The 14,847-nt window shown below is 61.2% G+C and carries 13 protein-coding genes; 2 read left to right on the top strand and 11 right to left on the bottom strand.

The genetic code is table 11. The annotated features are described in order from the left end of the window. Positions 1–28: 28 nt before the first annotated feature. The 11 genes from QZR30_RS10190 to QZR30_RS10240 form a co-directional block, all read right to left on the bottom strand. Positions 29–673 carry a methionine ABC transporter permease gene (locus QZR30_RS10190; RefSeq protein ID WP_034117212.1) on the bottom strand — a complete coding sequence of 215 codons (645 nt, stop codon included), beginning with the start codon at positions 671–673 and terminating at the stop codon, positions 29–31. Further along, positions 663–1,778 carry a methionine ABC transporter ATP-binding protein gene (locus QZR30_RS10195; RefSeq protein ID WP_046070402.1) on the bottom strand — a complete coding sequence of 372 codons (1,116 nt, stop codon included), beginning with the start codon at positions 1,776–1,778 and terminating at the stop codon, positions 663–665. Before QZR30_RS10195 ends, QZR30_RS10190 begins: the two co-directional genes overlap by 11 nt. Beyond that, on the bottom strand, positions 1,775–2,590 hold the full coding sequence (locus tag QZR30_RS10200) for a MetQ/NlpA family ABC transporter substrate-binding protein (protein ID WP_056847225.1): 816 nt from the start codon (positions 2,588–2,590) through the stop codon (positions 1,775–1,777). The genes QZR30_RS10195 and QZR30_RS10200 overlap by 4 nt, the downstream gene beginning before the upstream one ends. Positions 2,591–2,749: 159 nt before the next feature. Further along, positions 2,750–4,102, bottom strand: a complete 1,353-nt coding sequence (locus QZR30_RS10205) for an LLM class flavin-dependent oxidoreductase (protein ID WP_056847224.1) — start codon at positions 4,100–4,102, stop codon at positions 2,750–2,752. Continuing rightward, on the bottom strand, positions 4,102–5,295 hold the full coding sequence (locus QZR30_RS10210) for an SfnB family sulfur acquisition oxidoreductase (RefSeq protein WP_056847223.1): 1,194 nt from the start codon (positions 5,293–5,295) through the stop codon (positions 4,102–4,104). The genes QZR30_RS10205 and QZR30_RS10210 overlap by 1 nt, the downstream gene beginning before the upstream one ends. Positions 5,296–5,335: 40 nt before the next feature. Further along, complete coding sequence (locus QZR30_RS10215; protein WP_046070406.1) at positions 5,336–6,577, bottom strand: SfnB family sulfur acquisition oxidoreductase; 1,242 nt, start codon at positions 6,575–6,577, stop codon at positions 5,336–5,338. 187 nt (positions 6,578–6,764) lie between these two features. Then, positions 6,765–7,562, bottom strand: coding sequence for a hypothetical protein (locus QZR30_RS10220; protein ID WP_046070407.1), 798 nt, complete (start codon positions 7,560–7,562; stop codon positions 6,765–6,767). A 370-nt stretch (positions 7,563–7,932) separates the two neighbouring features. Beyond that, positions 7,933–8,679 carry an L-cystine ABC transporter ATP-binding protein TcyN gene (gene tcyN, locus QZR30_RS10225; RefSeq protein WP_046070408.1) on the bottom strand — a complete coding sequence of 249 codons (747 nt, stop codon included), beginning with the start codon at positions 8,677–8,679 and terminating at the stop codon, positions 7,933–7,935. A 3-nt stretch (positions 8,680–8,682) separates the two neighbouring features. Further along, positions 8,683–9,348 (bottom strand): cystine ABC transporter permease, encoded by a 666-nt coding sequence (tcyL, locus tag QZR30_RS10230; RefSeq protein ID WP_311903268.1) that lies wholly within the window; start codon positions 9,346–9,348, stop codon positions 8,683–8,685. Further along, complete coding sequence (tcyJ, locus tag QZR30_RS10235; protein ID WP_046070409.1) at positions 9,348–10,142, bottom strand: cystine ABC transporter substrate-binding protein; 795 nt, start codon at positions 10,140–10,142, stop codon at positions 9,348–9,350. Before tcyJ ends, tcyL begins: the two co-directional genes overlap by 1 nt. A 192-nt stretch (positions 10,143–10,334) precedes the next feature. After that, a complete protein-coding gene (locus tag QZR30_RS10240; RefSeq protein ID WP_046070410.1) occupies positions 10,335–11,330 on the bottom strand; it encodes a D-cysteine desulfhydrase in 996 nt (331 codons plus the stop codon). Positions 11,331–11,497: 167 nt separating this feature from the next. Here QZR30_RS10240 and epsC point away from each other — a divergent pair, with 167 nt between their 5' ends. Next, complete coding sequence (gene epsC / locus QZR30_RS10245; RefSeq protein ID WP_046070411.1) at positions 11,498–12,424, top strand: serine O-acetyltransferase EpsC; 927 nt, start codon at positions 11,498–11,500, stop codon at positions 12,422–12,424. A 413-nt stretch (positions 12,425–12,837) separates the two neighbouring features. Further along, positions 12,838–14,799: a choline transporter BetT gene (gene betT, locus QZR30_RS10250; RefSeq protein WP_173664503.1), complete on the top strand. Its 1,962-nt coding sequence runs from the start codon at positions 12,838–12,840 to the stop codon at positions 14,797–14,799. The last annotated feature ends 48 nt before the right edge of the window (positions 14,800–14,847 follow it).

The raw sequence follows: 14,847 nt of genomic DNA on the forward strand, positions 1-14,847 counted from the left end.
GCTGCGGCTGAGGTTGGTGAACTATACCTCAGCGCTTGTTCAACACCCGCGCCAATCGATCACCACCCAACTGGATCACCGCCACCAGGACCACCAGCAGCACAATCACCGTCAGCATGATCTGCGTATCAAAACGCTGGTAGCCATAGCGATAGGCAATGTCGCCCAGCCCACCGGCACCAATCGCCCCGGCCATGGCCGATGAGTTGATCATGGTCACCAGGGTGATGGTGAAGCCGCCGACGATTCCCGGCAGCGCTTCGGGCAACAGCACGTGCCAGATGATGTGCCAGCGTCGGCAACCCATGGCCTGCGCGGCTTCGATCAGGCCGTGGTCGACTTCGCGCAGGCTGACTTCGGCGATGCGTGCAAAGAACGGCGTGGCGGCGATGGTCAGCGGCACCACGGCCGCCCATACGCCATAGGTGGTGCCGACGATCAGCCGGGTAAAGGGGATCAGCGCCACCATCAGGATCAGGAACGGAATGGAGCGGAACAAGTTCACGAACGCCCCCAGCACGCGGTTAAGGGCCGGCGCCTGATAGATGCCGCCCTTGTCGCTGGTGACCAGGAACACCGCCAGGGGAATCCCTACCAGCAAGGCGATCAGCGATGACACGCCGACCATTAACAGGGTGTCGATGGCGCCCTGCACTAAACGATCAAACCACATAACCGAGCACCTCCACCTGTTGCGCCCAATTGCTGGCGCGGTTGCGCAGCTCTTCGGCGTTGTGCGGCGAGCCATTCACCGCCAGCAGCAATTGCCCCAGGGCATGCCCCTGGATGCGTTCCACACCGCCTTGCAGCAAACGCACGCGTCCGCCGAGGGCGCTGAACAAGGCGGCGAGGTCCGGCTCATCGCTATCGCTGCCGGTGAACTGCAAGCGCAGCACCAGCGCCGCGCCCGCCAGGGATTGTGTGGGTTGCAGGCGGCTTTGCAATTCAGGCGGCAAGCCGTGCTGCAGCGGTGCGAGCAGGGTCTTGCTGACCTCATGCAGGGGGTTGCCGAACACTTGCCACACCGGGCCTTGCTCGACGATTCGCCCGTGTTCCAGCACCACCACGCGGTCGCAGATTTCGCGAATTACCGCCATCTCATGGGTGATCAGCACGATGGTCAGGCCCAGGCGTTGGTTGATCTCGCGCAGCAGGCCGAGGATCGACTGGGTGGTTTCCGGGTCGAGGGCCGAGGTGGCTTCGTCGCACAGCAGAATCTCGGGGTCGTGCACCAGCGCGCGGGCAATGCCAACGCGCTGTTTCTGCCCGCCAGAGAGCTGCGCCGGATAGGCGGTGTGCTTGTCCTGCAAACCCACCAGTTCCAACAGCTCACGCACCTTTTGCTCACGTTGGGGCTTGGGTACGCCGGCAACCTTGAGCGGCAACTCGACGTTCTGCCATACGGTCTTGGCCGACATCAGGTTGAAGTGCTGGAAGATCATGCCGATGCGCCGCCGCAGCGCCACCAGGTGGTCCTCGTCGAAGCCGCCGATGTCGACTTGATCAATCAGCACCCGCCCACTGCTGGGTTGCTCCAGGCGATTGATGGTGCGGATCAGCGATGACTTACCGGCGCCGCTGCGGCCGATGATGCCGAACACTTCGCCACGCTGGATCGCCAGGTCGATGCCTTGCAGGGCGTGTACCGTGCCGCCGTAGGTCTTGCCCAGGTTGATAAAGCGTACGTGGGCGCGGTTGAGGTCCGGGTGCAGTTCAGTCTGCTCGGCGTCCCTGGGCGCATGGCCCAGGTCGCGCAGTTGGGCGTTGGCGGCGGTCATTTTTTATCTTCCCAACCGACTTGGTAGAGCTTGCCGAGGGATTTATCCAGCGCCGCACGCACCACTGGCGAGTGCTGGTAGATGTCGACGAACTTGATTACCCGAGGGTCGGTTTTGCTCTTGGGTTGGATGACGAACTGGATCACGTATTCCGGGTGGTCCAGGCCGTCGAACAGCAGCGCCGACTCTGCATCGAAGGTCTTGGACAGGCGGATATACGCCGGGTAGCCCTGCACCAAGTCCGCATCGTCATAGGCGCGTACCAGTTGCACCGCTTCCACTTGCAGGATCTTGATCTTTTTCGGGTTGGCGATGATGTCTTCTTCGGTGGCTTTGTAGCCTACGCCCGGCTTGAGGGTGATCAGCCCGGCCTTGGCCAGCAGTTGCAGGCCGCGACCGCTGTTGATGGGGTCGTTGGCAATCGCCACGCTGGCGCCCTCGGGCAGATCGCTAATGCTTTTGTACTTTTTCGAGTACAGCCCGATGTTATTGATGATGCCCGGCGCATAGGGCTCCAAATCAAAACCGGCGGCGGCCTTGGCGTTTTCCAGGAAGGGGATGTGCTGGAAATAGTTCACGTCGATATCACCGGCGGCAAGGCTGACGTTGGGGGCGATCCAGTCGGTGAACTCCACCAGCTCGACCTTCAGGCCTTGTTTGCCGGCCTCTTCTACGGCCGCTTCCAGGGGAATGGCGAAGGCGGCGGTGGTGCCGATTTTCAGTGGCGCATCGGCGCCGAATACTACCGAGCTGAACAACCCGAAGGCCAGGGCCAGTGCTTTGACTGGGTGGGTGAGCAGTGTTTTTTTCATAATCAATTTCCAGTCATAAGGTATAGGCACAAACAATGGAGATCCAATGTGGGAGGGGCGGTGCGACGATTCGACTTGCTCCCGATAGCGGTGTGACAGCAAACCCATCCGGTGACTGATTCACCGCTATCGGGAGCAAGCCCCCTCCCACATTTTTGATCAGTGTCGGTAGCTGGAGCCGGTGTGTTGTTCGGGTAAGCGAGCGGTGCCGTGGAAGACTTTTTCCCGCAACGTGCCCTGCGCATACTCGGTCTTGTACGAGCCACGCCGCTGCAGCTCCGGTATCACCAAGTCGATGAAATCCACATAGCTCTCCGGCGTGACAATGCGTGTCAGGTTGAAACCATCCAGCCCGGTTTCGCTGATCCAGGATTCCAGTTCATCCGCCACCTGTTCAGGCGAGCCCACCAAGGTGATATAGCGCCCACCCAGGGCGTGCTGGTCGAGCAATTTGCGCCGGGTCCAGTCGTTGTTTTGCAGGGGCTTGGTGGCTGACTGGATTGCGTTGCTCTTTACGTACTGGATGGGCTCGTCCAGTTCGTATTGGGAGAAATCAATCGCCGTCGAGGCCGAGAAATGCGCCACGCCGGCTTCCGCGCTGGCGTAGCTGAGGTACTCGGCATGCTTGCGCCAGGCCAACTCTTCGGTGGCGCCCACGATCACATTGAGGCCCATGAACACCTTAATATCGTCCGGGTTGCGCCCCGCCTCCACCGCGCTGGCGCGCACCTTATCCACCTGAGTTTTGGTTGAGGCCTTGTTCTGCCCGCTGATAAACACGCACTCGGCATGCCGCCCGGCGAACAGCAACCCACGCTCGGAACTGCCGGCCTGGAACAGCACCGGCGTACGCTGCGGCGACGGCTCGCAGAGGTGATAACCCTCTACCTGATAGAACTCGCCGTGGTGTTCGACTTTGTGCACCTTGCCCGGTTGCGCATACACCCGCGCCTGTGGATCGTTGAGCACCGCGTCGTCTTCCCAGCTGCCCTCCCAGAGTTTGTACAGCACCTGCAGGTACTCATCGGCCTGGTCGTAGCGCCGGTCATGCTCGACCTGTTCAGAGAGGCCCATGGCCTTGGCAGCGCTGTCGAGGTAGCCGGTGACGATGTTCCAGCCGACCCGGCCACGGCTCAGGTGGTCCAACGTGGACATGCGCCGGGCGAACAGATAGGGCGGCTCGTAGGTGAGGTTGGCGGTAAGGCCAAAACCCAGGTTGCGGGTGACGGCGGCCATGGCCGAGACCAGCAGCAACGGGTCGTTGACCGGCAGTTGGATCGACTCCTTGAGCGGCACGTCAATCGAGTTCTGATACACGTCGTAGACACCGACGATGTCGGCGATAAACAAACCATCGAACAACCCGCGTTCGAGGATCTGCGCCAGCTCGGTCCAGTATTCGAGGGTCTTGTACTGGGTCGAGTTGTCCCGTGGGTGAGTCCACAGGCCGTGGTTGATATGCCCGATGCAGTTCATGTTGAAGGCATTGAGCAGGATCTTCTTTTTGCTCATCAGATGGTCCCCCGCAGCGGCGGGTTTTCATCGTTGAGGTAGTAGTTGCCCACGGCGTGGTACTTCCAGCGCACCGGGTCGTGCAGGGTGTGCACCCGGGCGTTGCGCCAATGGCGGTCCAAGCCATGTTCGGCGAGCGTCGCCTGGCTGCCGGCCAGTTCGAACAAGGTGCTGCCGGCAGCCAGGGAAATCTCGGTGCTCAAGGCGCGCACTTCGGCCACGGCGATGGACGCGGCGGCGACGGTCTGGGCATTGCTGTCAGCCTGGGCGCGGTCGAGGAATTCCCCAGAGCGCTCCAGCAAGGCCTCGGCAGCGTGCAGGCGAATGCTCAGGTGGCCGAAGCTTTTGAGGGTCAGCGGGTCTTCGGTGGCTTTGTCGTTGCCGGAATCGATCCACGGGCGGGTCTTGGTGCGCACAAAGTGCAGCGCGTCTTCAAAGGCGGCGCGGGCAATGCCGGTGTCGATGGCCGCGTGGAGGATCTGCGCCAGCGGGCCGACGGTGGTCGGGCGTTCGAAGGCGCTCTGGAACGGGATCACGTCCTGTGCCGCTACCCATACGTTATCGAATACCACCGAGCCGCTGCCGGTGGTGCGCTGGCCGAAGCCGCTCCAGTCGTCGATTACCGTCAGGCCCGCGCTGTCGCGGGGCACGAAGGCCAGCTGCTGGATGCCATTTTCATCTACCACCGAGGTGGGGATGCGTTGCGCATAGATAGCGCCAGTGGCGTAGAACTTGCGCCCATTGATGCGAAAACCATCGCCGTCGCGGGTGAGGCTGGTCACGCGGTCATGGGCGGTCTTGGTACCCAGTTCCGCCAAGGCGTTGCCAAAGCGCTGGCCGGCCAGCACCTCGGCGTACAGGCGCTGCTGCTGTTCGGGGCTGCCGTTTACGCGCAGCACTTCGAGGGCGTAGAAATGGTTCTGCGGGATCTGGCCCAAGGAGCCATCGGCCTGGGCAATCAGCGCGATGACCTTGGCCAGGGTCACGTTGGACACACCCGCGCCACCGTAGGCCTTGGGCACGCTGATGCCCCACAGGCCGGAGCGGGAAAACACGTCCAGTTCGGGCAATGGCAGACGCCGTTCACGGTCGCGTTGGGCGCTGTCGCGGCGCAAGTCATCAGCGAGGTCGCTGGCGACAATAAGGGCGTGTTCGTCGCTGGTGATAACCGCAACGTGGTTAGAAAGGGTCATGAGTTTCTCCAGAAGCTCGTGGAAAAAGTGTTCTGGTCGGTTAAATCCAGGAGTGACGCGCCGGTAAAGTGCCGTTCAAGCGATAGGCACCGATAGCGTGGTACTTCCAGCGCACCGGGTCGTGCAGGGTGTGCACCCGGGCGTTGCGCCAGTGACGGTCGAGGTTGAATTCGGCGAGGGTGGCGCGGCTGCCGGCCAGTTCGAAGAGCTTCTCGGTGACCAGCAACGACACTTCAGTGGTCAGCACTTTCGCTTCGGCCACCGCGATTGACGCGCGCGCAGCAGATTGCGCGGTGATTGGCGCGGCGCTGACCTCGTCGAGCACCTGGCCCGCCTTGCGCAGCAGCGCTTCGGCGGCGTGCAGTTCGATCTTCAACTTGCCGATATCGGCGATCACATACAGGTCGTCGCTGGCCCGTTCGACCTTAGCGTCGATCCAGGGGCGCGAACGCTCACGCACGAAGGCGATGGTGTCGTCCAGGGCCCCACGGGCGATGCCGGCGTCGATGGCGGCCTGGATCAACTGCGACACGGCACCCTGGATGTTCGGGCTTTCGCCCAGGCGCCAGTTGTCGATGACCAGCTCCGGGTCCACCGGCACCCGGTCGAGCAGCACAGTGCCGCTGGCGGTGGTGCGTTGGCCAAAGCCCGACCAGTCATCGACGATGCGCAGCCCTTCGCTGCCGCGCCTTATGAACGCCATGACTTGCTTGCCGTCATCGTTCAGCGCCTTGATCGCAACCCAGTGGGCAAACAGCGCGCCGGTGGAGTAGAACTTCTGGCCGCTGACCACCAACCCGTCACCTTCGGCCGTGAGGCGCGCCTTGAGCTCCAAGGTGTTTTTGGTGCCGCGTTCCGGGCCGCCGTTGCCGATGCGCCAGCCGTCGAGCACGCTCTGGAACAGCTGCTTTTTCTGGCGCTCGGTGGCGGTGTTCTGCAACACATGCAGGATGCCGAAATGGTTCTGCGGAATCTGCCCGAGGGCCGGGTCGGCCGCACTGATGATCGCGAAGACTTCGGCCAGGGTCACGAACGACACCTGCGGGCCACCGTATTCGCGGGGAATTGAAATACTGCCCAAGCCGCTGCGGGTGAATTGTTCGAGCTGTGCCCACGGCAGCTTGCGTTGCTGGTCGCGCTTGGCGGCCTGCAAGCGTGCAGCCTGGGCCAGCTCGTGGGCGGCGCTCAGCGCCTGGGCGTCGTCGCGCAGCACCGTGGCCGGCAACAGCAGGGGGGCTACGTCCAGATCACTCTGGGTGGGTGTTAGAGCCAAGTTAGACATCAGCGCCGCTCCTTGGCTGCACGCAATGCCCTGGCGTTATGCACCGGGGTAATTCTGACCATACCGACCTCGCATTCGATGAAATAAAAACTGAAAAATCAGGAATGTCCGGTGGTCCGGTGCATATACCCTAAGCGTGTTAATTCTTTAAATAAACTAACTTTTAGGAATATGCATAGAAGGGCTGTCACCCCGGTTCACAAGGTGAGCCGAAGCGACGCGGTTGATAGCCTGGCGCGGGCGAGGCAGGGCGGGTCGTTGCTGCTGATGCACAGGCGGCGATGCGCAAAGTGCGGGCGGGTGCCCAGCTGGAATTATTACCGACGCAATCAAGGATGCAGTAGGTAACTTCCAACCGGCAGTCGTCGCCCGCTTCGATAATCACTTGGGAGGGCACCCACACCTGTACTGCCAGGCCTACGTTCCTGGCTTGGATTTTCGGCAGGTCCAGGCGTACATCCCCCCAGCGCAGGGTGATGGCATCGCCGGTGCTCATGTTCAAGTAAGGCTCGATCGTCAGCGGAATGCCGCGTCGTACCTGGCAGCTGTTGACGCCGTAGCGGCGGATGGTTTCAGGCAGGCTGACGGGGGCGAGGTTCTGGTTTTCATCACCCCTTTCGTGGTTCAGATGAGACGAGGGCAGGCCGCCGGGGTAGTTGGTCTTGACCCGCACCAGGGTCGCGGCCGAGCGCATAGGCCCATGGCCGATCTGCAGGACCTGGTAGTGGACGCGCGCGGGGCCGTCCTGCACAAAGCTCTCCGGTACCCACAGGTGGGTGAACGTGCCGATCTTGCCAGCGGTCACCTTGCGCGAGGCGGCGAAGCAGTTGTTCCAGAACAGTTCGATCAGGTCGCCTTCTTCCATGCCTGGGTAGGGTGAAATATCGACTTGCAAGTGCGTGGAGGCCAGGGCGCTGATGCCGCTTCCAATCGCCTGGGGCAATTTGGGGGCAGTGAGCGTGGCCGGGGTTTGGGTGTGTGTCATCAGTAATCTCCTTGATGCAGCCAGCAGCAATCGTTCCGAGCCCCCGGCGCACAGGCGCAAGGCGGTTCGAAAGGAACGATTCAGTCAGTAGCCGGGATAGGATCCAATCCTCAAGGCGCTAGATAAGAGGGTTGGCCGCAGAGCGTCAATGGAGGCAAAAGGCTAAACGGCGGGTTTGAAGATATTCAGAAGGGTCTGACGGGGAGGGGGATTTTAAGGTCGTTACGGCGGGGTATTTTAAGCGCTGGAATGGTAACCCGTTGTAGGAGCGAGCTTGCTCGCGAAGAACGTCAACGACAACGCGGTGAATCAGATTGACCGAGTTGTCTGGGCGCTTTTCGCGAGCAAGCTCGCTCCTACACGGGGTGGGTCAGTGGGCGAGGAATTTGCTCAGAAACTGCCGGGTGCGCTCTTCCTTGGGGTTGGCGAACAACGCCTTGGCTTCGCCCTGTTCGACGATCACGCCCTTGTCGAAAAAAATCACCCGGTTGGCCACATCCCGGGCAAAGCTCATCTCGTGGGTGACGATGACCATGGTGCGATTTTCTTCGGCCAGGCTGCGGATGGTCGCCAGCACTTCGCCCACCAGTTCCGGGTCAAGGGCCGAAGTGGGCTCGTCGAACAGAATCACCTCTGGCTCCATGGCCAGCGCCCGGGCGATCGCTACGCGCTGTTGCTGGCCGCCGGACAACCGCCGTGGGTAGGACGCTTCCTTGCCCGCCAGGCCAACCCGCTCCAGCAGCTTGCGCCCCAATTCGGTCGCCGCTTCCCGCGGCATCTTCTTGACCACGATCGGCCCTTCGATGACGTTTTCCAGGGCTGTGCGGTGCGGGAACAGGTTGAAGTTCTGGAACACGAAGCCCACATGCTGGCGCAGGCGCCGCACCAAGCCCTGTTGCTGGTTGAGCGGCTTGCTGCCGTCGATCTCGATGTCACCGACCTTGATACGGCCGCTGGTGGGTTCTTCGAGGAAATTCAGGCAGCGCAGGAAGGTGGTCTTGCCCGAACCGCTGGGACCGATGATGGCGACTACTTCGCCTTCCTTGACCTCCAGGTCGATGCCGTTGAGCACCACCTGACCGTTGAATTGCTTGGTCAGTTTTTCAACCACGATCATGCTTCAAGACTCCAGGTCATGCCGGTTGACCCGGTCTTCCAGACGATTTTGCAGATGCGCCAGGATGCTCGCCAGGATCCAGTAGATCAGGGCCGCGGACAGATACATGGTGAAAATTTCGAAGGTACGCGCCGACACCAGTTGGGCCTGGCGGAACAGCTCCGGCACCTGGATGGTGGCGGCCAGCGCGGTGTCCTTGACCAGCGAAATAAAGCTGTTGCCCAGGGGGGGCAGGGCTGTACGCATGGCCTGCGGCAGGATGGCCCGGCGCAGGGTCTGCGCACGGGTCATGCCGATACTGGCGGCGGCTTCCCATTGGCCACGCTCGATGGAGGCGATGGCGGCCCGCAGGATTTCACAGGCGTAGGCGGCCATGTTCAGCGAAAAGCCGATCATGGCCGCCGGGATCGGATCCAGCTCGATGCCCACTTGCGGCAAGCCGTAGTAGATCAGGAACAGCTGCACCAGCAAGGGCGTGCCGCGAAAGAACGACACGTAGACCATGGCCGTCCAGCTGAGCAATTTGAAGCGCGACAGGCGCATCAGCGCCAGGCCGAAGCCCAGCAGCAAGCCGAAAAACATCCCGCCAAGGCTGAGGATTACCGTGTAGTACGCGCCCTTGAGCAGAAAGGGCGCGGAGTCCAGCGCGAGTTGAAAGCCTGCTTCCATTATTGGGTGACGTCAGCGTTGAAATACTTCTCGGACAGCGCTTTCAAGGTGCCGTCGGCGCGCAGCTTGTCGAGGGCCTTGTTCACCGCGTCGAGCAGTTCAGGCTCGCCTTTGCGCAGGGCAATCCCGGATTCCTGGCGTGAGAAGGCGTCGCCGGCTGCGGCGGTGTCCTTGGCTTTCTTGGCGTACTCCAGGGCGGCCAGGCGATCAATCAGGATCGCGTCAATACGGCCGATGCGCAGGTCCTGGAACTTGGTCGGGTCGTCGTTATAGGTCTTGATAATGGCTTTAGGCTGGTTGTCCTTGAGCCATTGTTCGTAGTTGGTGCCCAGGCCCACGCCGACTTTCTTGCCGGCCAGGTCGGCGGCGGTCTTGATGGTGTCGACGTTCTTCGCGAGGGTCAGCGCCTGGATACCGGAAACGGTGTAGGGCTTGGAGAAGTCGTACTTCTTCTTGCGCTCTTCGGAGATGGTCACTTGGTTGACCACGGCGTCCAGGCGCTTGGATTCCAAGGCGGCGAGGATCCCGTCCCACGGGGTGGCCTGTAGTTTGACCTTGACGCCCAACTCCTTGGCCAGGGCTTCGGACAACTCCACCTCGAACCCGCTGAGCTTGCCGCTTTCATCGACGAAGCTGAAGGGTGGATAGGTGCCCTCCAGGCCGATCTTGATCTCGCCGGCCTTCTTGATGTTGCCCAACTGCTCGCCGGCAACCGCCTGGCCCAGCCAGCCAGCGCCAAGCGCCAGGCCCAATGTGCCAACCAACAGCGTGCGACGCAATACAGAAATAGTCATGGAGAGCCCCTGTGTTTTTATGGTGAGCGAAGCAGGTGACGCGGTAGTCGTATCCTGCCTTAAAGCGCGGTGTGCGTCTTCGCCTTCGGCGCGATGATAAAGCTGGATTTTAAGACTTGAAAATAATAAAAAATTAATTTCATATACTATTTTTGCCTAAGGAGGCCCTCCCACACTTTGGTCTGTGTCCGTTTAATTGAAGGCTGAATCGTAGGCAAACAACGCCGGCGCCCCACCGGTATGCAGGAAAATGATTGGCCCTTCTTCAAGGCGCTGACGCCCGATGCCGTCCAGCAACCCGGCCATGGCCTTGCCCGTATAAACAGGGTCCAGCAGCAGACCTTCCTGGCTGGCCAAAAGTTTGATCGCGGAGAGGGTGCCAGCATTCGGCTCGCCATAACGGGGGCCGAAATACTCGTCCCACAGGATCACCTTGAAGGCTTCAGGCATATCCATACCGAGCAACTCGGCAGTGCGTTCGGCCAGGCCCTGCACTTTGGGGAACTGCGCTTCTTCGGTGCGCGACACGGTAATGCCGATCACCGGCAACTTCGGCAGCACTTCGCTTAACGCCAGGGCCAGGCCACTGTGGGTACCGGCGCTGCCCGAGGCGAGTACCACGGCGGCGAATTCAATCCCGCTGTCTTCAATCTGCGCGGCCAACTCCAGCCCGGCACGCACATAGCCCAAGGCTCCGAGGGCATTGGAGCCGCCGATCGGCACCAAGTACGGTTTCTTGCCATTGCTGCGCAGGAGGGCGGCGAGGGCGTTGAGCTGGTCATCGGCCTGTTCGAGGTTTTCCACCAATTCCACTTTGGCGTCGAACAGGTCCAGCAGCAGGCGGTTGCCGTTGCCCAGATAGTTCGGGTCTTCGGTGCCGGTAGGGTTCTCCAGCAGGGCGACGCATCCCAGGCCAAGCTTGGCGGCGAGCGCGGCGGTCTGGCGCACGTGGTTCGACTGCAACGCGCCGGCGGTAATCAGGGTGTCGGCGCCCTGGGCGATAGCGTCAGCCGCCAGGTATTCGAGTTTGCGCAGCTTGTTGCCGCCCATGGCCAGCGGCGTGGTGTCATCGCGTTTGACGTAGATGTCCCTGCCCAGCCAGGCCGACAGCCGCTCGAGCTTTTCCAAAGCGGTAGCACCGCCCAGCAGTTCCAAACGGTTAAAACGGTCAAGCTGTTGTTTGATCATGGCTACACACGGTGACTGAGTGATGTGGGGGACTATAGGCAGGCCCTTTTCATCGGGCAACCGGCAATCGCTTATGCCGGATAGTTCTTATGTTCATACCATTGGTTCTTAAGAGCTGCCACGGTGCATACCGTAAAGTGATGGCCATTTCGTCAGGAGTGAATACCGTGAGTGAGCGTTCCAGTCATTGGCAATTGCAGACCATCGTCAGCCAGCTGCGCGGCGCCCGCGACCAGTGGCGAACGCGCAACGGACGCTTGAGCGGCGAGCATGGTGGCCGCGAGCTGCCGTCGCGCGAGGCGGTGGCGCAGATACTTGAAGCCTTGTGCGGTGCACTGTTCCCCATGCGCCTGGGCCCGGTGGACCTGCGCGAAGAAAGCGAAGATTTCTATGTAGGGCACACCCTCGACGTGGCGCTCAATGCCTTGCTCGCCCAGGCCCGCCTGGAGTTGCGCTACGCCGCACGCCAGGGCGGTGAGGACGACAGCGGGGTGGACGCCCATGCCATCCGCCTGATCCAGGATTTCGCCCTGGCGCTGCCGTCCCTGCGCAGCCTGTTGGACACCGACGTACTCGCCGCCTACCACGGCGACCCGGCCGCCCGCAGTGTGGATGAAGTGCTGCTGTGCTACCCGGGCATCCTGGCGGTTATCCACCATCGCCTGGCTCATCATCTATACCGGGCCGGTTTGCCGCTGCTGGCGCGAATCAGCGCGGAAATCGCCCACTCGGCGACCGGCATAGATATCCACCCCGGTGCGCAGATCGGCCCGAGCTTCTTTATCGACCACGGCACGGGCGTGGTGATTGGCGAGACCGCAATCATCGGCGAGCGGGTGCGCATCTACCAGGCGGTGACACTGGGCGCCAAGCGCTTTCCGGCGGATGAGGATGGGCAGTTGCAGAAAGGCCATCCACGTCACCCAATCGTTGAGGACGATGTGGTGATTTATGCTGGGGCAACGATCCTGGGCCGCATCACCATCGGCAAGGGCTCGACAATTGGCGGTAATGTGTGGCTGACCCGCAGCGTGCCGGCTGAGGCGAATATCACCCAGGCGAACTTGCAGCATGATGATGGGGCGCAGAAGTAACCGCGCACTCAGGCACTACACAAAACCAATGTGGGAGGGGGCTTGCTCCCGATAGCGGTGGATCAATCAGCTTATCTGTAGCTGACCCACCGTAATCGGGAGCAAGCCCCCTCCCACATTGTTTAATCGCATGTTCAAATTCACATGTCATCACTGAACGATTTGTCATTTAGATCCGTCATACCAATCCTTGAGCTAGTGTAGAAATCACCTACCATTCGGCCCTGCAATTAGTCCCAGACCGCCTATTCATGTTTAACTTGAACGTTCGTTCAAGTTTAACCGGTGGTTCGCTGCCCGCTCACAACAGGAGGCTTACCTTTGCTGAGTCCGTTATTTACAGCCACATCCCACACCCCAGGGGTGCATCGTTCATGAGTGCATCGTCCACCCCATCCAGCGGCCTGGTGCGCATGAATGCGCCCGTTTTCTACTTTGCCGCGACTTTTATCCTGCTGTTTGGCATTACCGTCATCGCTATCCCGCAACAGGCCGGCGCCTGGCTGCTGGCGGCGCAAAACTGGGCGGCGAATACGGTCGGCTGGTACTACATGCTGGCGATGACCCTGTATCTGGTCTTCGTGGTGGTCACCGCGCTATCGGGCTACGGCAAGATAAAACTCGGTGCCGACCACGACGAGCCCGAATTCAGTTACCTGTCCTGGGCCGGCATGCTGTTCGCCGCCGGCATCAGTATCACGCTGTTCTTCTTCTGCGTCTCGGAACCGTTGACGCACTTGGTGCAACCGCCTCAAGGCGAGGCGATGAACGCCGATGCGGCGCGCCAGGCCATGCAGGTGCTGTTCCTGCACTGGGGCCTGCACGGCTGGGGCGTGTTCGCGTTTGTCGGCATGGCCCTGGCGTATTTCGCTTACCGGCATAACCTGCCGCTGGCATTGCGTTCGGCGCTGTACCCGTTGATCGGCAAGCGCATCAATGGCCCCATCGGTTACGCGGTGGATGGCTTCGGCATCATCGCCACGGTGTTCGGCCTGGGCGCCGACATGGGCTTTGGCGTGCTGCACCTCAACTCCGGCCTGGACTACCTGTTTGGCATTGCCCACACCCAGTGGATCCAGGTGGGCCTGATCACCCTGATGATGGGCGCGGCGATCCTCGTGGCGGTGGCCGGGGTCGACAAGGGTGTGCGGGTGATGTCCGACATCAACATGCTGCTGGCCTGTGCGCTGCTGCTGTTCGTGTTGTTTGCCGGGCCTACCCAGCACCTGCTCAACACCCTGATCCAGAACATCGGTGACTACCTGGGCGCATTGCCCACCAAGAGTTTCGATGTGTACGCCTACGACAAACCGAGCGACTGGCTGGGTGGCTGGACAGTGTTCTATTGGGCCTGGTGGATCGCATGGTCGCCATTCGTGGGCCTGTTTATCGCCCGTATTTCCCGTGGCCGCACCATCCGTGAATTCGTGTTCGGCGTGTTGTTGATCCCGCTGGGCTTCACCCTGGCTTGGATGTCGATCTTCGGTAACAGCGCCATCGACCAGGTGCTCAACCATGGCATGGTCGCACTGGGCCAGTCGGCTATCGATGATCCGTCGATGAGCCTCTACCTGCTGCTGGAAACCTACCCGTGGAGCAAGACCGTCATCGCGGTCACGGTGTTTATCAGCTTCGTGTTCTTCGTGACCTCGGCGGACTCCGGCACTGTGGTGCTGTCCACCCTGTCGTCCAAAGGCGGCAACGCCGACGAAGACGGGCCGAAATGGCTACGGGTATTCTGGGGCGCGATGACCGCCCTGGTCACCAGTGCCTTGCTGTTTGCCGGCAGCATCGACTCACTCAAGTCCGCGGTGGTACTAACCTCGTTGCCGTTCTCGCTGATCCTGTTGCTGATGATGTGGGGGCTGCACAAGGCGTTCTATCTGGAATCGCAGAAGCAGATTGCCCAGTTGCATTCCCTGGCGCCGATTTCGGCGTCGCGCAAAGGCCGTGGCGGTTGGCGCCAGCGCCTGAGCCAGGCCGTGCACTTCCCGTCGCGCGATGAGGTGTATCGCTTCCTCGAATCGACAGTGCGCCCGGCCATCGAGGAAGTCACGGCGGTGTTTGTCGAGAAGGGCCTTAATGTAGTCACTCAGCCAGACCCCTCCAACGACAGCGTCAGCCTGGAAATCGGCCATGGCGAGGAGCATCCATTCATCTACCAGGTGCAGATGCGCGGCTACTTCACGCCGTCGTTCGCCCGCGGTGGCATGGGCTCCAAAGAGATCAACAACCGCCGCTATTACCGGGCGGAAGTGCACTTGAGCGAGGGCAGCCAGGACTACGACCTGGTGGGCTACACCAAGGAGCAGGTCATCAACGATATCCTCGACCAGTACGAGCGGCACCTGCAGTTCCTGCATCTGGTGCGCTGAGTAATATGCGGTAAAGCGTTCCTCTCAAGTAGGCCTTTGCTGTAAAAG

Origin of the sequence: Pseudomonas sp. rhizo25, from assembly GCF_031931935.1 — a bacterium.
Lineage (GTDB): Bacteria > Pseudomonadota > Gammaproteobacteria > Pseudomonadales > Pseudomonadaceae > Aquipseudomonas > Aquipseudomonas synxantha.